General features: G+C 72.4%; 14 protein-coding genes and 1 riboswitch. Of the genes, 3 read left to right on the top strand and 11 right to left on the bottom strand.

Going from position 1 to position 20252, the window contains the following annotated elements; all coding sequences use genetic code 11:
- From menC to ACWGIG_RS22535, 5 genes are all read right to left on the bottom strand, one after another.
- Positions 1-975: o-succinylbenzoate synthase (gene menC / locus ACWGIG_RS22555; protein WP_453323437.1), on the bottom strand; the 975-nt coding region annotated here is incomplete at its 3' end.
- A 28-nt stretch (positions 976-1003) separates the two neighbouring features.
- Positions 1004-1762: a GNAT family N-acetyltransferase gene (locus ACWGIG_RS22550; RefSeq protein WP_453323436.1), complete on the bottom strand. Its 759-nt coding sequence runs from the start codon at positions 1760-1762 to the stop codon at positions 1004-1006.
- Entirely contained in the window at positions 1759-2904 is a 1146-nt protein-coding gene (locus tag ACWGIG_RS22545) for a M20 family metallopeptidase (protein WP_453323435.1), read from the bottom strand. Before ACWGIG_RS22545 ends, ACWGIG_RS22550 begins: the two co-directional genes overlap by 4 nt.
- Positions 2901-3938: a dipeptidase gene (locus ACWGIG_RS22540; protein WP_453323434.1), complete on the bottom strand. Its 1038-nt coding sequence runs from the start codon at positions 3936-3938 to the stop codon at positions 2901-2903. Before ACWGIG_RS22540 ends, ACWGIG_RS22545 begins: the two co-directional genes overlap by 4 nt.
- A 100-nt stretch (positions 3939-4038) precedes the next feature.
- Positions 4039-4608, bottom strand: coding sequence for a GNAT family N-acetyltransferase (locus ACWGIG_RS22535; RefSeq protein WP_453323433.1), 570 nt, complete (start codon positions 4606-4608; stop codon positions 4039-4041).
- A gap of 311 nt (positions 4609-4919) precedes the next feature.
- Here ACWGIG_RS22535 and ACWGIG_RS22530 point away from each other — a divergent pair, with 311 nt between their 5' ends.
- Positions 4920-5834: an alpha/beta fold hydrolase gene (locus tag ACWGIG_RS22530; RefSeq protein WP_453323432.1), complete on the top strand. Its 915-nt coding sequence runs from the start codon at positions 4920-4922 to the stop codon at positions 5832-5834.
- Positions 5835-5849: 15 nt separating this feature from the next.
- Here ACWGIG_RS22530 and fxsT read toward each other — a convergent pair whose 3' ends face one another.
- The 6 genes from fxsT to cobN form a co-directional block, all read right to left on the bottom strand.
- Complete coding sequence (gene fxsT, locus ACWGIG_RS22525; protein ID WP_453323431.1) at positions 5850-9782, bottom strand: FxSxx-COOH system tetratricopeptide repeat protein; 3933 nt, start codon at positions 9780-9782, stop codon at positions 5850-5852.
- Positions 9779-11014, bottom strand: coding sequence for an FxsC protein (gene fsxC, locus ACWGIG_RS22520; RefSeq protein WP_453323430.1), 1236 nt, complete (start codon positions 11012-11014; stop codon positions 9779-9781). Before fsxC ends, fxsT begins: the two co-directional genes overlap by 4 nt.
- Position 11015: 1 nt before the next feature.
- Entirely contained in the window at positions 11016-11675 is a 660-nt protein-coding gene (locus tag ACWGIG_RS22515; RefSeq protein ID WP_453323429.1) for a TIR-like protein FxsC, read from the bottom strand.
- Positions 11676-11795: 120 nt separating this feature from the next.
- Complete coding sequence (locus tag ACWGIG_RS22510) at positions 11796-14180, bottom strand: FxsB family cyclophane-forming radical SAM/SPASM peptide maturase (RefSeq protein WP_453323428.1); 2385 nt, start codon at positions 14178-14180, stop codon at positions 11796-11798.
- A 21-nt stretch (positions 14181-14201) separates the two neighbouring features.
- Entirely contained in the window at positions 14202-14402 is a 201-nt protein-coding gene (locus ACWGIG_RS22505; protein WP_453323427.1) for a hypothetical protein, read from the bottom strand.
- A 160-nt stretch (positions 14403-14562) separates the two neighbouring features.
- Positions 14563-18159, bottom strand: a complete 3597-nt coding sequence (cobN, locus tag ACWGIG_RS22500) for a cobaltochelatase subunit CobN (RefSeq protein WP_453323426.1) — start codon at positions 18157-18159, stop codon at positions 14563-14565.
- A gap of 92 nt (positions 18160-18251) precedes the next feature.
- Positions 18252-18346, bottom strand: a riboswitch (cobalamin riboswitch).
- Between the two features lie 93 nt (positions 18347-18439).
- On the opposite strand from cobN, the gene ACWGIG_RS22495 reads away from it, so the two are divergent.
- Together ACWGIG_RS22495 and ACWGIG_RS22490 are read left to right on the top strand one after the other, a co-directional pair.
- Positions 18440-19762, top strand: coding sequence for a hypothetical protein (locus ACWGIG_RS22495; protein WP_453323425.1), 1323 nt, complete (start codon positions 18440-18442; stop codon positions 19760-19762).
- A gap of 67 nt (positions 19763-19829) precedes the next feature.
- Positions 19830-20252: precorrin-8X methylmutase (locus ACWGIG_RS22490; protein ID WP_453323424.1), on the top strand; the 423-nt coding region annotated here is incomplete at its 3' end.

Here is a 20252-nt window from a genome sequence, read left to right as displayed (position 1 = left end):
GTCGGTGGCGAAGTAGCGGCCGGAGCCGGAGGTGTCGCCGGGCAGGGTGAATCCCGGCAGTGCGGCAAGGGCCACGTTGGCGGCGCGGCCGATGCCGGTTTCGAGCATGCCGCCGCACCACACCGGGACGCCGTGGGCGACGCACACGTCGTGGATGGCCTTGGCCTCCAGGTAGCCGCCGACCCGGCCGGGCTTGATGTTGATGACCGAGGCGGCCCCGAGGGTGATGGCCGCCGCCGCGTCCTCGGCGGACTCGATCGACTCGTCCAGACAGACGGGCGTACGGAGCAGGCGGGCGAGGGCCGCGTGCTGCACGAGGTCGTCGTCGGCGAGCGGCTGCTCGACGAGCAGGAGGTCGAAGGCGTCCAGCTTGGACAGCTGACGGGCGTCGGCGAGGGTGTACGCGGCGTTGGCGTCGACCTGGAGCAGCAGGTCGTCGCCGAAGCGTTCGCGGACGGCGCGCACCGGGGCCACGTCCCAGCCGGGCTCGATCTTGAGCTTGATGCGGACGTAGCCCTCTGCGACGAACCCCCCGACCGTGTCGAGGAGTTCGGGGACCGAGTCCATGATCCCGACGGACACTCCGCACGGGACCCGGTCGCGTGCCGCGCCGAGGAAGTTCCCGAAGGACTGCCCCGAGGCACGGAGCTGGGCGTCCAGCACGGCCGTCTCCAGGGCCGCCTTGGCCATCTTGTGGCCCTTGAAGGGCTTCAGCGCCCGCTTGACGGCGTGGGCGTCCGCGATTTCGGGCAGCGCGGGGATCAGGAAGCGGCGCAGGACGTCGGCCGCCCCCTCGACGTACTCGGAGCAGTAGCGGGGCTCCGACATCGCGACGCACTCGCCCCAGCCCTCGCCGTCCGGGGTGACGACTCGTACGAGCAGGACGTCGCGTGCGCTCTCCACGCCGAAGGAGGTACGGAACGGTGCCTTCAGCGGCATCGCGATCCGGCGCAGTTCGATTCCGGTGATCTTCATGGTGTGCGGGCTCCTGGGAGGGTGGGGGTCAGGCGGTGGTGTCACGCGTGACGACGTAGCAGGTCCGGTCGTGGAAGCCGGTGACGCGGGCGCCGTCGGCGAGCAGGCCGCCGAGCACCTCGCGCAGCGCGAGACGCCACTCCTTGGCGGCCCCCGGGTCGGTGCGGCGCAGCCCTTCGATGTCGGCCGGGACCTCGACCAGCAGGGTCGGTGCGTCGAGGCTGCCGACGGCGGGACGTCCGTCCCGTACGGCCAGAGCCGTGACGGCGTCGGCAGGGACGGGCGGCGTGGCGGTGGGGGTGGTCAGTTCCCAGGCGATGAGGGCCCGGTCGCTGTCGTCGCCGCCGTTGATGGCGTCGTCCATCGCCCCGTAGAAGCACGGCAGGTACTCGACCGGGCGCGCGCCGAGCTTGGTGAGGTTGAAGTGGGCGTTGCGCCGGACCAGGGGGTCGTACGTCCAGGTGATCCGGGACAGTCCCCGGGCCAGGGCCCACTCGCGCTGGTGCGTCTTGAGGGCGAGGCCCGCCCGGTGACCGCCCAGCGCGCCGGTGACGTGCGAGTGCAGCACCCGGCCGACGGGTGCGGCGAAGAAGGCGACCGACGCACCGACCAGTTCGCCGCCCGCGTAGGCACCGGCGACGTAGTTGCCCGCGTGCGAGAGGGCCCGCATCTGCTCGACGCCCATGGGCGAGGCGCCCGGTGCGCTGCCCCAGATCCGCACGAAGAGTGCGTCGACGGCTTCGAGTTCGCTCAGCTCGTGGAGTTCCCGCACTTCCGGCGCGCTCATCGGACGGCCTCGGCGGCTCCGGCGACCTCGGCGACCAGGGCGGCGAGCAGCCGTGCCCGTACCGGCATGTCGGCGACGATCACGTGCTCGTGGTCGGCGTGCGCTCCTCCGCCGACGGCGCCCAGGCCGTCCAGCGTCGGGCAGCCCAGCCCGGCGGTGAAGTTCCCGTCGGACGCCCCGCCGACCGCCGCCGACGACAGCGGTGGCAGACCTTGCAGCTGGGCGAGCGCGCGCCCCCGCCGGAACAGGTCCGCCGACGAAGTCTCTTCCAGCGGCGGCCTGTTGGGGCCTCCTCGCACCTCCAGACGGGCTCCCGGCAGGGTGGTCGTCAGGTCGTGCAGCGCCGCGTCCACCTTCGCCTGGGCCGCGAGCGTCGGCACGCGGACGTCCACGCTGACCGTCGCCGTCGCGGGGACGGTGTTGGTGGCCGAACCCGCGGCCACCACCGTCGGCGTCACCGTGGTGCACCAGTCGTCGGACGCGGCGGCGTTGACCTCGGCGGCCACCCCGGCCAGGGCGAGGGTCAGGTGTGCGGCCTCGATCGCCGCGTTGACACCCTTCTCCGGTTCGAGCCCGGAGTGGGCCGCCCTGCCGTGCACCACCAACTCGTAGCCCGAGGTGCCCTTGCGGCCCGTCTTCAGCGCCCCGCCGTCGGCCGAAGCCTCCAGTACGAAGGTCGCCGCGCAGCTCCGGGCGCTCTCCTCGATCAGGGCACGCGACGTGTCCGAGCCGACCTCCTCGTCGCCGGTGACCAGCACGCACACACCGTCCAGCGAGGGAAGCGAGGCCAGCGCGTGGAACATCTGCACCAGCCCCGCCTTCATGTCGAAGACACCGGGCCCGCGCGCGATGCCGTCGGTCACCGACCAGGGGTGCGTGGCCAGCGAGCCCATCGGCCACACGGTGTCGTGATGGCCGAGGAGCAGCACCCGCGGGGTGCCGAAGGTCCACCGCAGGTGCGTGACGCCGTCGACGACGATGCGCTCCGGTGCGGCCCCCAGGTGCCGGGCCCCCTGCGCGGCCACCAGGTCCGCGCTGCGTGCGACCGCGTCGAGGTCCGCGGAGAAGGACTCGCAGAGGACCAGTTCCGCCAGGTCCGCGAGCATCGCGGAGAGCTGCTGTTCCTGCCCTGCCCCGCTCATCGGGCCCTGCCCAGTTCGGCGCGGAAGAGCCGCTGCACGTTGCCGCCGAGGACCGCACGGATGCTGTCCTCGTCCAGCCCCCGCTTGACCAGTACCTCGGTCAGCGCGGGCAGTTGGGCAGGTCCGTCCAGGCCGGGCAGGAACAGGTCCATCGGCACCCCGTCGTAGTCGTTGCCGTCGCAGCACGGCGGTGTGACGTCGGCCAGCACCTCCCGTACGAAGTCCGGGCCGATGCCCACGTGCGCGAAGCCGACCAGGGCGGCGATGTGCTCGATGTGGTCGGCGATCCGCTCGATGGTCCGCGACGCGCGGTCCGCGGCGAGGAAGTCGGGGACGAAGTTGACGCAGACGACACCGCCGGTGGCCGCGACGCCCCGGATCTGCTCGTCGGTGAGGTTGCGGTGGTGGTCGCACAGCGCACGGGCCGCCGAGTGCGAGGCGATCAGCGGGCGGGTCGCCAGTTCCAGTACGTGCGCCACCCCGCTCGCCCCGAGGTGGGAGATGTCGAACACGACGCCGAGGCTCTCCAGTTCGCGCAGCGCCGCCACGCCGGGTGCGGTGAGCCTGCTGCCGGTCGCGTCCTCGCCGCTGCCGTCGCCGAGCGCGGAGCGTCCCCAGTGCGCGATCGAGGCGACCCGTACTCCGAGCCGGTGCAGTGTGCGGAACAGCTCCACGTCCGCCTCGACACCGGGCGCGCTCTCCAGCGCGAGCACCAGTGCGATGCGGCCCTGCGCGAGGGCGTCGTCGATGTCGTCGCCGTCCAGGCAGAGCCGTACGTGCTCGGCGTTGCCCTCGGCGAGGGCGTGCGCGCACTCGATCATCCGCAGGGTGCGGCGCAGCGCCCCCTCGGGCCGGAACTGGTCGTCCACGAACACGGGCAGTACCTGGATGTTCACCCCGCCCTCCAGCAGTTGGGGCAGCCACTGCTCGCGGAAGAACTCCGCCCACCGCTGCGGGGGCCGTTCCACCACCGACATGAGCAGGTCGTTGTGCGTGTCGGCGACAACCGCGCGGCTGTGCAGATCTCCGGTCACCTTCGATTCCTTCCCTGAGGCATGCAAGCGACGCTATGGGAGATCCGCGAAGGAAGGTTCGTACCGCGGAACGAAGGAAAGCAGCATGATCCGTACGCTGCTACGACATCGGGGCGGTCGGGGCCGGCTGCCGGAGCGGCGGGAGCTCCATCTCCCGCGTGAGGGCCCAGCGTTCGTGGTCGCGCCAGACGCCACCGATCCTGATGAAGCCGGGCGAGACGCCCTCCTGCCGGAAGCCGAGCCGCCTGATGAGTCTCAGCGAGGCGGTGTTGCCCGGCTGGATGTCGGCTTCCAGCCGGTGGAGGTCCAGTGGGCCGAAGGCGTGGCGCACCGCGAGTGCGACACCCGTGGACATGTATCCCCGTCCCGCGTGGGGCAGGAACGCGGCGTATCCGAGTACGCCCCGCTGGTAGGGCTCCCGGACGATGTTGTTGATGTTGACCATTCCGACCAGGTCGGCCGGGTCGTCGAGGCAGACCACCATGCAGAAGGCGGTCGTCCGGTCGGACCGCTCCAGATAGGTGGAGAATCCGCTCGGCGTGCTGGGTACTCCCACCCACGGGTGGTGGAGATCGACGCTCATCCTGGCGAGTTCGAGGAATCTCTCCTCGTCCTTTGCGGTGACCGGCCGGAGCGCGACCGGAGATCCCTGAGCCGGTTCGATACTCACCGGCCGCAGTCTACGCCGCGGAGAAGAGCGGAAGAAGGCCGGAATGTCCGCCGTCAACCTGCGGCTCACGGGTTCACACCCGCCACACCCGGCTCTTCGCGGTGGTGTCGTGCGCGGCACTGGACCGTGGGCTAGTTTCGCTACGGCCGACGGCGCTGCGGCGGCGCGCATGCTACTGCGTTCGTGCACCGGAGCCCGGCAACTCGGCTGATTTGAGCGCTGCCAACGGACCCGCCGTCCACCATGCTGAGCGGTGGTGCCGTTCCGGGCTGAAGCCGCTGGTAACGGGAGGCAATCAGGTGTTTGGTTCGGTGCGAGCGCCTGACCGCGACGGGAAGCTGGCCTACGAGGCATGGGGGGACCCCCAGGGGCACCCGGTGTTTCTGCTGCACGGCACGCCCGGCAGCCGGCAGGGCCCCAGGCCCCGGACCTTCGACCTCCACAAGCTCGGCGTCCGGCTCATCGCCTACGACCGTCCCGGGTACGGGGACTCGACCCGGCACCCGGGCCGAAGAATCTGGCACGCGGCGGACGACATCGACGCCATCGCCGACGACCTGGACCTGAAGCGCTACTCGGTGGTCGGCCGGTCGGGCGGCGGGCCGCACGCACTGGCCTGTGCCGCGCTGAACCGGGGCAGCCGGGTCGCGAGCGTCGCCTCGCTGGTCACCCTCGCACCCCCGGACGCCGAGGGCCTCGACTGGCTCGCCGACATGGCCGACTCCAATGTGATGACGTACCGCATGCTGGACCACCACGCACCGGACCGGACCCAGGTGGGCGCCCTCCTCGCCCGCAACGCCGATGCCATCCGGCGCGACCCCGGCTCCCTGCTCAGCTCCCTCGACGAGGAGATGCCCCGTACGGACCGCCTCGTCGTCGAGGACGCGGGCATCCGCGAGCTGCTGCTGCACAACTACCTCTCCGCGGTGGGCGACCGGACCGTCACGGCCGCCGGGGCCGAAGGACCGCCCGAGCCGGAGGGCTGGGTGGACGACCTGGTGGCCTTCCGCGAACCGTGGGGCTTTCGGCCGCAGGACATCGAGGCCGTACCGGTCCTGCTCTGGCACGGGGAGTTCGACGTCTTCGCCCCTGTCGCGCACTTCCACTGGCTCGCCGAGCGCATCCCCACGGTGTCCACCGTGCTCCAGCCGTCCGCCGCGCACTTCGCCGCCCTGCCGGCGCTGCCGCAGTCCCTCGCGTGGGTGCGCGACAACGCCGTGTGACCGCGTCGGGCCGTCTCAGATCGGGTGTGGTTCCAGCTCCAGGCTGGTGCGCCGCCATGCCTGGAGGGCCACCGTCCTGGGGTGTTCCGCACCGAGCCGCTTGACCAGCTCGGCCAGGACGTCGTCGTGCATGGTGCGGGCCGCGTCGCCCTCGCCGAGGTCCCTCAGTACGGTGGCGAGGTTGCCCGCGCAGACCAGTGTGGAGGGGTGGCTGGACAGCAGCACCTCCCGCAGCCGGTCGTAGACCGCTTCGTACGTGGCACGCGCCTGCACCAACTGGCCTTGTTCCGCAAGGGTGTTGGCGAGGTTCACCCGGCAGATGAGCACATTCGGATGGTCCTCCCCCAGCAGTTCGGTGAAGTCGGCGACGGCCTGTTCGGTGAGTTCCCTGGCACGGGCGACCGCACCGGTGCCCAGCAGGTGCACCGCATAGTTCGCGGAGCAGGAGACGGTGTGCGGATGCGACGCGCCGAGGCCGCGCCGGAAGTCGTCCAGCACCCTGCTCACCAGTTCCAGCGCCTCGCCCGTCCGGTCCAGCGCCATCAGGTCGCCTGCCAGGTCCATTTCGAGCAGGAGCCGTTCCGGGGAGATCTCGCCCTCCCCCGCCGGAGTGTGCTTCAGGACGATCCTGGTGTACGCCTCCGCCTCGTCCGGGCGGCCCACCCGGCGCAGGGATCCGGCCAGCCCCTTGACGGTGTTGAGGACGGTCGGTGCGCCCTCGGTGAGTTCGACGTTGCGCAGGCAGCGTTCGTAGGCGCGCTTGAGCAGGCTGACCGAGGCCCGGTAGTCGCCGCAGTCCCGCAGGTCGCGCCCCAGGTTGACCGCCGTCTCGATGGTCAGGGGGTGGTCGTGGCGGAGGATCTCCTCGCGGGTGTCGAGGGTCTTGCGGTCCAGTTCGCGCGCCTCGTAGTAGTCGCCCGACAGCCGCAGGGAGACCGCGAGGTTGTTGGCGGCGCCCAGGGTGCGCGGGTGGTCCTCGCCGTAGACGTCGCTGTACCTCTGGTGGGTCTCGCGGTCGTACGCGAGCGCCTCGGAGAACCTGCCGAGGCCGCGCAGGTCGGCGGCGATGCTGCTGGTGGTCATGAGGACGTGCTGGTCGTCCTTGTCGCCGAGGACGTCGAGCTGCCGCTCCAGCACCTCCTTGTCCAGGGCGAGCGACTCCTCGTACTTGCCGTGCGCGCGCAGGATGTTCCCGATCTGGAACCGCACGTGCAGCACCCAGCGTTCGTCCGCGCCCCCGTCCTCGCCCCAGCCGGCCACGCACCGCTCGCTGAGCTCCAGTGCCTGGGTGATCTCGCCGCGGCGGCGCAGTTGGCGCACCCGGTCCACGACGAGTTCGCGGATGCCGTCGTCGGGCGTGGTGAACGCCCAGGGGGTGCCGAGGTGCGGCCAGATGATCCGGTACCGGTCCCAGGTATCGGGGTCCTCCGGGTCGTCCTGCCCCGGCCTGGCCGCGACGAGCGTGCGGTAGACCACTTCGCGGGCGGCCTCCTGCTCCTGTGCGGACATGCTGTTGCGCATGGAGAGCTGGACGAGCCGGTGCACCTGGACGCCCCTGGCCTTGCGGTCCACCCGGACCAGGGCGAAGCGGCTCAGCTCCTGGTAGGCGCGGGCCAGGGTGCGGGCGCCGCCCAGGGCCCTGCCGATCTCCACGCTTTCCAGCAGGTCCATGGAGATGGGTTCGGGGCTGAAGAACGAGCAGAGCTGCAGGAGGCGGACCGCGGGCGGGTAGTTCTCCCGAAGTTGCTTGATGGCGAAGTCCCAGGTGCCGCCGGTGATGTTGGTGACGTCGGTCCGCCGCTGCAGTTGGCCGATGTACTCACGGGCGCTCTTGCCGGTCTGCTTCATGGCGTTGGCGGCCTGGTCGACGGCGATCGGCAGGTCGCCGAGGGCCTCGGCGACCATGTCCACCTCGTCCTGCCCGATGTCCGGCAGCCAGCGGCGCAGGTGGGTGATGCTGTCGGGCCTGCTGAAGACCCCCACTTCGACCGTGTCGGCGTAGCGGCTCCATCCTTCGGAGCGCTGGCTGGTGATGAGGACGTGCCCGGAGCGCCCGCTCACGAGGAAGTCGGCCAGGTTGCCCGGGTCGTCCGCGTTGTCGAGGATCAGCAGCCAGCGTCCGCTGTCGAGGGCGTCGCGCACCGCCCGCGCGGTGTCGGTGGGGTTCTTGCGCTCGGTCAGGCCCAGCGGCCTCGCCATCGCCGAGTACTGCTCCACCGCGAGGTTGCGCTGTTCTGCCTGGATGTGCCACACGACGTCGTAGTCGCCCTTGTAGCGGCGGGCGAATTCCTGTGCCAGGAGGGTCTTGCCCACTCCGCCCATGCCCCGCAGGAGTACGGGCTTGTGCACGGTCTGCAGCCGCTCCCTGATGGTTTCGAGGAGTTCGGTGCGACCGGAGAACGGAGTGGTGCGGATCGGGACGTTCCAGACGGGCGGTTCGGCTCCGGGGTAGCGGGGCAGCACGTGGTCGGGCCCGGTGAAGTGGGCGCGCGAGCGGGGTTCCAGAGGGGCCCCGAAGGCTTTCAGCAGGGCTTCCCTGGCGGCCTCGGGGGTGTCGCAGCGGGTGAGGTCGGCGAGGTGCGCGGTGAACGGCGTGCCCAGGCGGACCTCCTCGATCCGGACCGGGATCAGCTGGCGGCGCTTGCCGAGTTCGTCGGCCTGGTAGACCGTCTCCCACGTCGTCCTGAAGCGGGAGGACCGGAGGTAGGCACCGGACATGACCGCCAGGGTGTGGGCGGCGGACTCCACGCCGCGCTCGGTCTCGGCCCGCAGCCGCGCGCCCTCGGCCGTGCCCTCCTGGGCCAGGTGGACCCGGAAGTCGGCGGCTTCGAGCACGGCGCGGATCCACTCGGCCCAGCTGCGGTCCTGCGGGACGAAGCTGATGTACACGTCGGACACGTTCAGCGGCTTGGGCCGGATGAACCGGTCGAGGTAGCGCCTGCGCAGGCCCTCCTCCATGCGCGGCATCGCGCTCACCTCGCCGTCGGAGACGACCTCGGTGAGCCGTTCGTAGGCGGCCAGCAGGGAGGAGGGGGTTCCGGGGGTGTCGCGGAACGGCGCCAGGAGTTCCTCGTAGGAGTAGACGGGCCGGTAGGGGATCTCGACCCGGCCCCAGTAGTCCTCGGGGTCGGTGTCCTGGTGGCGGCTGAGGATCCGGTCGAAGCGCACCCGGATCTGGCCCCTGGCGGCTTCGAGCCGGTCGGCCTGGCCGTTGGTGTCCTCGACCCGCATGGGCACGGGCAGGATGCGGATGTTGCGGTCGCTGTGCATGAGGTCGATGCGTTCCGCGACGTTGGCCGCGCCCTCGATGCTCTGGCTGCTCGGGGTGAAGCAGGTGACGAGGGTGTGCGGCAGGGTGACGGTGCAGATGTCGGAGATGTCGTTGAGGCCGGTCCGGCTGTCGATCAGGACGTAGTCGTAGTTCTGCACGAACTCGTGCTTGAGCGCCTCCAGGAACCGGGTGGCCAGCGGCCCGTCCATGAACGGCTTCCAGTCGAACTGCGAGAACGCGCTCAGGTACTTCTTGTTCTTGATGCCGGCCGGGAGGTAGTCGAGCCGGCCGCCCTCGGGGAAGGCCCAGTCGACCGGGATGCGGCAGTGGTTGTAGCGGGCCCGCTCGGCGACCCACGCGGCGTCGACCGTGACCGGCAGTTCGGACTCGCCCCTCCCCGGGTGCTTCGCCTCGGCGAGCCGCCGCTCCTCCCCGTACGACTGGTTGAAGCGGGTGACGAGGTCCAGGACGCCGGGTGTGGTGCGGAGCTTCTCGTCCTCCAGGAAGGGGTGCAGGAAGCGGTCCAGGCCGGGGGCGTCGAGGTCCCAGTCGACCATCAGGACCCGTTTTCCGGCGGACGCCAGGATCCACGCGGTGTTGGCGAGCGCCATCGTCCGCCCGGTGCCGCCCTTGTACGAGTAGAACGTGACGATCCGGCCCGCGTCGTCGCTGGTCATGGCCTGGCCTCCAGGGCGCCGCCGTCCGTGCCGGGTTCGTCGGCGCCGACTCCCGGCGGTTTCACCGCAGTTGTGTTCCGTGGGGACGATTGCGGCTGAATGTACCGCAGGTACCTCATGTTGGCGGACTCGGCCAATTCGCCGAACCACAGGGCGAACGCGTCGGCCGTGGCGAGTCCGCGGACGGCGGTCTGCTCCCCCACCCGGCCCTCCCGCAGGGAGCGGGGAAAGGCGGACTCCAGGAGTCCGCGCAGCCGGTCGAGGTGTTCCTTGGTCTGCGGGTCGTTGTCCGCGAGGGCGGTCAGTACGGCGGTCCAGGGCCGGTGCGCGTCGTCGAACGCCTTGGCCTGGGCCGCCACCTTGCGGTCTCCGAGCGCCCAGGGGTCGACGACGAGGATCCAGGGCGCGGCAGGCGTGCCCCTGCCCCGCAGGTCGACCTTGTCGAACTCCACCACCTCCGGGCTGAAGCCCAGGTTGCGGGCCAGTTCCGTGACCTGTTCGGCGATCGGGCCGCCCGCCACGGGACCGTACGGCCGCCAGTCGAGCGGCCCGGGGCCGTAGCGTGCCCCCTCGCGGCCGATCGGCAGCCGGTCCTCGTACGGGGCCAGGACGGTGATGCGCAGGGGCGGCCTGGGCGGCGCCGCCGCGAACGCGTCCGGCAGGCGGGCGAGGGCCGTCGCGTCGAAGGAGTCGGGGGCCGCGCCCGCGGGAACGGTGGCCGCCGCGGAGGCGATGCGCAGGGCGAGCCACTCGGTGATCCGGCGGGCCCGGTCCTCCTCCAGGTCGAGCAACCGGTGCAGTCCCGTGGCCGCGTAGCTCCCCTCCTCCTCGTCGCAGCCTTCCTGCACCTCCGGGAGTTCGGGGACGTCCTGGACGGCCGCGGGCACGGAGGCCGCCGGGTAGGGCGTCCACAGCACGGGTACGGTTCGGGGCGCGCGGGTGCGCAGGGCCCGGCGGGTGATCGCGGTCCACTGCCGGCCGCACAGCGGGTCGGTGAAGTACCGCTTCGAGTACAGCGGGACGAACACCCGGCAGCCGGACAGCGCCCGCACGGATTCCTCGCCCACGGCGCCCTGCCGGTCGACGAATCCGGCGGCCGTCCGCTCCAGTCCGGCGTGTGCGGCGACCCGGCCGGCCAGTTCCTCGTAGAAGTCGAAGACCAGCCGGTCGGGGTCGTCACCGGTGCGCCGGCCGCCGGGGATCCGCGCGTAGCTCAGGAAGAAGAGCGGCATCCTACGCTCCCTCGTCGAAGACGTTGCGGAGGTCGTCGAACAGCTCGATGTCGCACGGGTCGAGGCGCGCCTGCCGGGCGACGTTGACGATGGTCTGGGAGATTCCCCAGACGGCCCTGCGGTACTGGAGCCAGTATCCGTCCTTGAGCAGGCCGTAGAGGCCCCTTTTCAGGTAGGCCTGTCCGAGGTCGGGGTGCGAGTACTGGACGGCCTCGGCGACCGGGGGCAGCTCCAGGTCGGCTGGGCTCGTCCACAGGACGGGGACGATCGCGTTGACGGTGTAGGGCCGGGTGCCGCGCTGTGCGGCCTGCCGCCGTGCGAAGGCGTCCCACTCCTTGCCGCACCATTCCCTGGTGAAGTAGCGCCTGGCGTAGACGGGCACGAAGACCTGGCAGGTGGCCAGGGCCTGCTTGAGGGTTCTCTCCCACTCCTTGCCGATACCCATCCGCTGGTCCAGGAAGCCGGGCGGGCCACTGCCGTCGCGGTCGGTCAGCTGCATGAGGTTGCGGCACAACTCCCAGTGGAAGTCCTCCAGTTCCTTGTCCGGATGGTCCAGCCTGCGGCCGTCCTTCATCGAGGGGGTGCGGGCGTAGCTCAGGAAGAAGTGCGGATCCTGGCCCTCGGAGGGCTGCGGCGCGGGGGAGGCAGTCGGTGGGGCCATGGGCTCGCCTCTCGCCTCCACGTCGGTGTCCGGCACACCATTGGAGCGCGAAATCCACTGCCGCCACCAGAGGCGGGAGCGTGCGAGTTGTCCCGCCTCCGGCGGCGGTGGCGGTACGGATCAGTCCGCGGGGCGGTCGGCAGTGGCGTCGGCGTCCGGGCCGAGGTCCAGGGCCGCCGCCCTCATGCGCGTCACCAGCCGCCCGCCCACGGCGGTGAGGGATCCCGTCCCGGTCAGGGTGTCCAGCGCGGCGAGCACCCCGTCCCGCCAGTGGACGGACCGGCGGGTGGCGTCGGCGGCAGCGGACTCCGCACGGCGCAGGCCCCGGGTCCGCCAGACGTCGGCGACCGCGAGGTGGGCGTACGCGCCCTGGAGGACGGCGTCGGGCGGCCGGGGGTCCGCCCGCCAGGCGACCGGGTACCTGGCGTCGTCGGATCCGTCGAGCAGGTCGAACATGTCCTCCAGGGCGCCGAGTTTGACGTGCTGGAACTCGTGGATCAGCAGCAGGGCGAGGGCTTCGGGCGTCGAAGGCAGGGCGATCCCGACCGCTCCGAAGGCGTCCCGGGAGGTCGCGCTGGCCTCCTTGCCGGGCGGCGGGGCGGCCAGTGGTGTCACCGTGGTCAGTGCGGCGAGCCCGGCCGCGTACCGGGGATGTTCCGTGGCGATCAGCCGCCAGGCGTCCCGGAAGGTTTCCTGCCAGGCCCGCAGCCCGGAGTCGGAGAGCCGGGCCGCGGCCTCGGCCCGGTAGCAGGTGCGGTACGGGTCGATGTCGTCGAGCGCCACCCGTATGCCGTCCGCCTCCAGGTGTCGCAGCGGCTGCCAGAGGACGCCTTCCGGCAGCGCGTCGAGCGGGCGGTCTTCGACGGCGAGCCCCTCCGCCCCGGCCGCAAGCCTCAGGGCGCGTACCCCCGTGTCCACCAACAGCCGCCCGAGACCCGGTAGTTGGACCGACCTCCCGTGCCGCAGCGGCACCGTGAGACTCAGCCGTCCGCCGGTGCGGACGGCCGCGGACAGGGCGATCTCGGCGGGCCGCCCGGGGTCGGGCGGCCGTCCCTCGCAGCAGTGCAGTGCCCAGACCCGCAGATAGGGGTCGGCCAGCAGCACCTCCAGCGCGTCGAAGGGCAGTGCGTACACGGCGTCCCAGGCCGCCGCGGGGTGCGGCGCCGCCCGGCGGACGGCCGCGAGCAGCACCCGACGCAGGCTGCTCTGCGCTGCCGCGAGTTCCCCGAGGGCGGGTGCGTCGCCGTGTCCGGCGGCGAGGTCGTCGAAGTGCGCCGGGGACAGCGCGTGCAACTCGGCTGCGCCGCCTGCCTGTTGTACGTACGGGATCAGCTTCAGCAGGTCGGCGCAGTACACCGAGGGGTTGTCGAAGCCGTCCGGGGCGCCGGAGTCCGAGGTGCTGGAGTCCGAGGTGCCGGAGTCCGAGGTGCTGGAGTCCGAGGTGCCGGAACCGTACTTGTCTGCACCGTCGGGGGTCCTGAACCGGTGCCCGTACAGCCCCCCGCCGCACACCGCCACCACCGGGCAGGACCTGCACTGGGCGCAGAGCCCGTCCCGCCCGGTGCGCCGGGCCTGGAATCCGGGGTGTGCGGCGGCCTCGTCGAAGGTGTCGCGGGCCACGTGGAAGCCGGTTTCCGGGGCGCCGTGGGCGACGGTCTTCAGCCAGTCCGCCTGTTCGACGGAGCCGTCCGTCTCCACCACCAGCAGGTCCGAACTGCCCGTGCCCAGCGCCTCGGTCAGGCTCGGGCCGCCCCGGCCGAGCCGGCTGATCGAGTCGAAGATCCGGATCGGCACCGGCCTGCCGTCGGCGGTCCACCGGCGGTGCACGGCGATGAGCCAGTCCGCGTAGTCCGTCCCGCCGCCCGGGCGCGGCGGCGGCCGGTCCCAGGTGGCGTGCGGCAGCAGGAAGTCGATGCCGGGCGGGTGCAGTTCGGCCAGCGCCCGGTACACCGCGACGGGGTCGTTCGCCACGTCGACCGTGCACAGCAGCCCGCCGAACGCGCTCCGGTGGGCGGGGGCGCCGAGCAGGCGGACGGCGCGCAGCACGTCCGCGTGGCTGCCGGAGCCGTCCTTCCTGATCCGGTGCCGGTCGTGGGAGGCGCGGTCGCCGTCGAGCGAGATGCCGGTGACGATGCGCTCGTCGGCCAGCATGGCGCAGAAGTCGTCGTCCAGGGCGAGGCCGTTGGTCTGCATCCGCAGGTCGAGGCCGCACACTCCGCGCAGCGCGCGCCGCAGTTCCCCGGCATCGGCGCGCAGCCGCTCGCGGCCGGCCAGCAGCGGCTCGCCGCCGTGGAACACCACGTGCACCCGGGACAGTCCGTGCCGGGCCGCGTGCTCGGCGATCCGGGCGGCGGTCAGCCGGAAGGTCTCCTGCGACATGGTGACCGGCCGGCCGCGCCAGCTCTGGTCGGCGTGCCGGTAGACGTAGCAGTGGTCGCAGGCCAGGTCGCACCGGCTGTGGACCTTGACCACGAACTGCCGGAAGGGCCGCGCCACCGCGGTCACCAGAGGACTCCTCGGATCGGGTCAGACCGAGGACTGGAACGCGGTCACCGTCACCGCGCGCGAGAATCCGGTACGCGCCAGGACGTCGTTCATCGCGCCCTCGGTCACCTGGTCGAGCGCGGTGTCACAGTGGTTCGGGAGCACGCTGAGGACACTCGTCCCGTCCGCCTCGCCAGTGACGCGACTGGCGAGCCGGGTGTTCTGCGGCTCGTCGCTGCCCATGGGGGTCTCCTCGGGGTGTACGACTGAGGACGGCTCCCTCATGGTGAGGCTCCGCCTGCCGAACGGCAAGGCACTCACCGGCCAACTCCGGCCCGTACGACGGGCGTTCCAGCAGGGGACGGGGACCGTGTGGCCGGTCCCCGCCCCTGCCGGGCGCTGCTCAGTCCTCGCCCTCCAGGTCGCCCTCGGTCTCCAGGTACGCCTTGCGCAGCGCGTCGAGGATCGCCGGGTCGGGCTTGGCCCACATGCCGCGGGACTCGGCCTCCAGGAGCCGCTCGGCGATGCCGTGCAGCGCCCAGGGGTTGGCCTGCTTGAGGAACTCGCGGTTGGTCGGGTCCAGGACGTACGTCTCGGTGAGCTTGTCGTACATCCAGTCGGCGACCACGCCGGTCGTCGCGTCGTACCCGAAGAGGTAGTCGACGGTGGCGGCGAGTTCGAAGGCGCCCTTGTAGCCGTGGCGGCGCATCGCCTCGATCCACTTGGGGTTGACGACGCGGGCCCGGAAGACGCGGGACGTCTCCTCGACGAGGGTGCGGGTGCGGACCGTCTCGGGGCGGGTGGAGTCGCCGATGTACGCCTCCGGTGCCTTGCCCTTCAGCGCGCGGACGGTGGCGACCATGCCGCCGTGGTACTGGAAGTAGTCGTCCGAGTCGGCGATGTCGTGCTCGCGGGTGTCGGTGTTCTTGGCCGCGACCTCGATGCGCTTGTACGCCGTCTCCATCTCCTCGCGGGCCGGGCGGCCGTCGAGCTCGCGGCCGTAGGCGTAGCCGCCCCAGACCGTGTAGACCTCGGCGAGGTCGGCGTCGGTGCGCCAGTCGCGGGAGTCGATCAGCTGGAGGAGGCCCGCGCCGTACGTGCCGGGGCGGGAGCCGAAGATACGGGTGGTGGCCCGGCGTTCGTCGCCGTGTTCGGCGAGGTCGGCCTGGGTGTGGGCGCGTACGTAGTTGATGTCGTCCGGCTCTTCGAGGGAGGCGGCCAGGCGTACCGCGTCGTCGAGGAGGCCGATGGTGTGCGGGAACGCGTCGCGGAAGAAGCCCGAGATGCGCAGGGTGACGTCGATGCGGGGGCGGCCGAGTTCGGCGGTCGGGATGGCTTCCAGTCCTGTGACGCGGCGCGAGGCGTCGTCCCAGACGGGGCGCACGCCCAGCAGGGCGAAGGCTTCGGCGATGTCGTCGCCCGCCGTGCGCATCGCGCTCGTGCCCCAGAGGGAGAGGCCGACGGAGGTGGGCCACTCGCCGTTGTCGTTGCGGTAGCGCTCCAGGAGGGAGTCCGCGAGGGCCTGGCCGGTCTCCCAGGCGAGCTTGGAGGGCACGGCCTTGGGGTCGACGGAGTAGAAGTTGCGGCCGGTCGGCAGGACGTTGACCAGACCGCGGAGCGGGGATCCCGAGGGGCCCGCGGGGACGAAGCCGCCGTTCAGCGCGTGGACGGCGTGGGTGAGTTCGTCGGTGGTGGCGGCCAGGCGCGGGACGACCTCGCGGGCGGCGAAGTCGAGGATGTCGGCGACCGGACCGGGGTGGCCCGCCGCGACGCCGGCGACTGCGGCCGGGTCCCAGTCGGCGTCCTCCATGGCCTGTACGAGGGCCCGGGCCTGCTCCTCGATCTCGTCGGCGGCGGTGCGCTGCGCCGCGGACTCGTCGAGGCCGAGGGCCTCGCGCAGGCCGGGCAGGGACGCGGTGCCGCCCCAGATCTGGCGGGCGCGCAGGATCGCGAGGACCAGGTTGACGCGGGCGGCTCCGGCGGGGGCGCCGCCCAGGACGTGCAGGCCGTCGCGGATCTGGACGTCCTTGATCTCACAGAGCCAGCCGTCGAGATGCATGATGAACTCGTCGAAGCCCTCGTCCTCGGGGCGGTCTTCGAGCCCCAGGTCGTGGTCGAGCTTCGCGGCCTGGATGAGGGTCCAGATCTGGGCGCGGATCGCGGGCAGCTTCGCCGGGTCCATGGAGGCGATCTGGGCGTGCTCGTCGAGGAGTTGTTCCAGGCGGGCGATGTCGCCGTAGCTGTCGGCGCGGGCCATCGGCGGCACCAGGTGGTCGACGAGGGTGGCGTGCACGCGGCGCTTGGCCTGGGTGCCCTCGCCCGGGTCGTTGACCAGGAACGGGTAGATCAGCGGCAGGTCGCCGAGTGCGGCGTCGGGGCCGCAGGCGGCGGACAGGCCGGCGTTCTTGCCGGGCAGCCACTCCAGGTTGCCGTGCTTGCCGAGGTGGATCATCGCGTCGGCGCCGAAGCCGTTGTCGGCGGCGGACGCGGCGATCCAGCGGTAGGCGGCCAGATAGTGGTGCGAGGGCGGGAGATCGGGGTCGTGGTAGATCGCGATCGGGTTCTCGCCGAAGCCGCGCGGCGGCTGGATGAGGATGAGCAGGTTGCCGAACCGCAGGGCGGCCAGCACGATGTCGCCCTCCGGGTTGGCGGAGCGGTCGACGAACATCTCGCCGGGGGCCTGGCCCCAGTGCTGGTCGACGGAGTCGCGGAGCTCGGCGGGCAGGGTCGCGAACCAGCGCCGGTAGTCGGCGGCCGGGATGCGGACCGGGTTGCGGGCCAGCTGCTCCTCGGTGAGCCACTCCTGGTCGTGGCCGCCCGCCTCGATGAGCGCGTAGATCAGCTCGTCGCCGTCGCCGGAGACGAGGCCGGGGATCTCCTTGGCACCGAAGTCGTAGCCCTCCTCCTTGAGGCGGCGGAGCAGGGCGATGGCGCTGGCGGGGGTGTCGAGGCCGACCGCGTTGCCGATGCGGGAGTGCTTCGTCGGGTACGCGGAGAGGACGAGGGCGATGCGCTTGTCGGCGTTGGGGATGTGCCGAAGTCGCGCGTGGCGTACGGCGATTCCGGCGACGCGGGCGGCGCGCTCGGTGTCGGCGACGTACGCGGGCAGGCCGTCCTCGTCGATCTCCTTGAAGGAGAACGGGACGGTGATCAGGCGGCCGTCGAACTCGGGCACCGCGATCTGGCTGGCCGCGTCCAGCGGGGAGACGCCCTCGTCGTTGTCCTCCCAGTCGCTGCGGGAGCTGGTGAGGCAGAGCGCCTGGAGGATGGGCACGTCGAGGTGGGTGAGGGCGCCCGCGTCCCAGGACTCGTCGTCGCCGCCTGCCGAGGCCTCGGCGGGGCGGGTGCCGCCCGCGGCGAGGACGGTGGTGACGATGGCGTCGGCGCCCCGGAGCGCGTCGATGAGCTCGGGCTCGGGGGTGCGCAGCGAGGCGACGTACAGCGGCAGCGGCCGTGCGCCGGCGGTCTCGATCTCGCCGCACAGGGCGTCGATGAAGGCGGTGTTGCCGCTCATGTGGTGGGCGCGGTAGTAGAGGACCGCGACGGTCGGCCCCTCGACCTCGCGGGCCGTGCGCTCCAGCGGGCCCCAGGAGGGTGCGGGTGCGGGCGACTCGAAGCCGTGGCCGGTGAGCAGGACGGTGTCGGAGAGGAAGCGGGCGAGCTGCTCCAGGTTGGCGGGTCCGCCGTGCGCCAGGTAGGCGTGGGCCTCGGCGGCGATGCCGACGGGGACGGTGGAGGCGGCCATCAGCTGGGCGTCCGGGGCCTGTTCACCGGTGAGGACGACGACGGGGCGGCCGGTGGCGAGGACCTGGTCGAGGCCGTCCTGCCAGGCGCGGACACCGCCGAGGAGGCGCACGACGACGAGGTCGGTGCCGTCGAGGAGCTCGGGGAGGTCGGACAGCGGGAGCCGGGAGGGGTTGGCGTAGCGGTAACTGACCGGGCCGCCCGAGGAGCGGGCGCTGAGCAGGTCGGTGTCGGACGTCGACAGGAGCAGGATCATGCGGCGTCGGGCCTTCCTCGGGGTGTCCACGCCCCGGGCGGTGATCGTCGATGGATTCCCCCGCCCGGCCGGAGCCGGGAGCTTGGGGAAAGGAGTTCCTGACTCGCCCGGCCGGTGGCCGGACTCACAGTGGCGGGACCGCGCCGGAATCGCACCGGGCTTCCTCCTCTGTCGCCTTCGGTGGCGACGACGGGCCCAATCGCCCGCCACCAGGCATATTAGGGCCCCGGGTCAAGGCCGTGGCACCCGGCTGTCGAACAGCGGTGCGCCGGGTGTCGGTATGCTCGCCGCCATGCCCCCACCTGCCATTTCGCCGCGGCCCGCGGGAGAGAGCTCCGCCAGGACCCGTGGTGACGCGTGCCCGGGGTCCCTGCGGCTGCACCGCGCGGACGACGGGGCACTTGCGCGGGTACGGGTGCCCGGCGGCGTGCTGGCCTCGGGACAGGCCGATGCGCTCGGTGAGTTGGCCGGGCGGTGGGGCGATGGTGACATTCACCTCACTTCCCGGGGCAATGTTCAACTGCGCGCGCTGGCGGCGGACTGCGGCGGTGAACTGGCCCGGGTGCTGGGCGGATCGGGGCTGCTGCCCTCCGAACGGCACGAGCGGGTACGGAACATCGTGGCCTCTCCCCTGTCGGGACTCGACGGTTCCGGGCGGGCCGACGTCGGCCCGTGGCTGTCGGAGCTGGACTCCCTGCTGTGCGGGAGCGACCGTGCGGCGGCGCTGTCGGGCCGGTTCCTGTTCGCGCTCGACGACGGCCGCGGCGACGTGGACGCGCTGGGCGGCGACATCACGCTGGTGGCGCGGGACGCGGACAGGGCGCTGCTCCGTGTCGGTACGGCGCGGGAGGCGGTGCTCGTCCCGTACGGACAGGCGGCGCGGGCCGCGCTGGTGGCCGCCGAGACGTTCCTCGGCAGTGCGCCCGACGCGGGCACGTGGCGGGTGGCCGATCTGCCCGGCGGCGCCGACGCGCTCCTCACGGAGGTGGTGCGGGCGCTGCGGGCGGCCGGTGTCGAGGCGGAGACCGCTCCGGGCCCCCTGCGGGCCCGTGGGGCGGCGTCGCCCCGGCCCGGCATCGTGACCGGCGCGGCGCGTGCCACCGCCGCCCTGTCCGTGGGCGTGCCCCTGGGACGTATCACCGCGGCACAGTGGCGACTCCTTGCGGACACCGCCCGGCAGTACGGCGACGGGGCGCTGCGGCTGACCCCGTGGCGCGGCGTCGTCCTGCCGGGGGTCGCGCACGGGCACGCCGCCGGTGCGCTGCGCGCGCTGGGGGAAGCCGGTCTGGTCACCGGGGCGGACTCGCCCTGGAGCGGGGTCGGCGCCTGCATCGGGCGGCCCGGCTGTGCGAAGTCCTTCTCCGACGTACGGGCGCTCGCGGGGGCCGCCGTGGGGCCCGTCGGGGAGCTTCCTGTCTACTGGTCCGGGTGTGCGCGCCGGTGCGGGCATCCGCACGGCGACCGGGTCGACGTCGTCGCCACCCCCGAGGGCCATGAGGTCGCTGTCGTACGGGACGGTGTCCGTGGCGTGCCGGTCACCGTTCTCGGGGGCGCGCAGTCGCTGTCCGGCGCGGTGGCCGACGCACGCGGCACCCGAGACTGAGCCGGCTCCACCCGCCCCACTCCTCCGATCCATCACGTCCGCATCCGCAGAAGAGAGCGACAGCACAGTGCATCAGTACGAGAAGGACGGACCGGCGATCTACCGCCAGTCCTTCGCCACGATCCGCGCCGAGGCGGACCTGGCGGGCCTGCCCGCCGACGTCAGCCAGGTCGCGGTCCGTATGATCCACGCCTGCGGCATGGTCGACCTCGTGCGGGACCTCGCGTTCAGCCCGAGGGTGGTGGCCGACGCCCGGGCGGCGCTGCGGGCCGGTGCGCCCATCCTGTGCGACGTGCAGATGGTCGCCAGCGGTGTCACCCGCAAGCGGCTGCCCGCGGACAACGACGTGGTGTGCACGCTGTCCGACCCCTCGGTGCCCGCCCTCGCGAAGGAGCTCGGCACGACCCGCAGCGCCGCCGCGATGGAGCTGTGGCGCGACCGTCTCGAAGGCTCGGTCGTCGCCGTCGGCAACGCGCCGACCTCGCTGTTC

This window comes from Streptomyces sp. NPDC054863, assembly GCF_053610825.1.
Note: the sequence above shows the minus strand (reverse complement) of the source record. Positions and strands in the feature narration are given on the sequence as shown.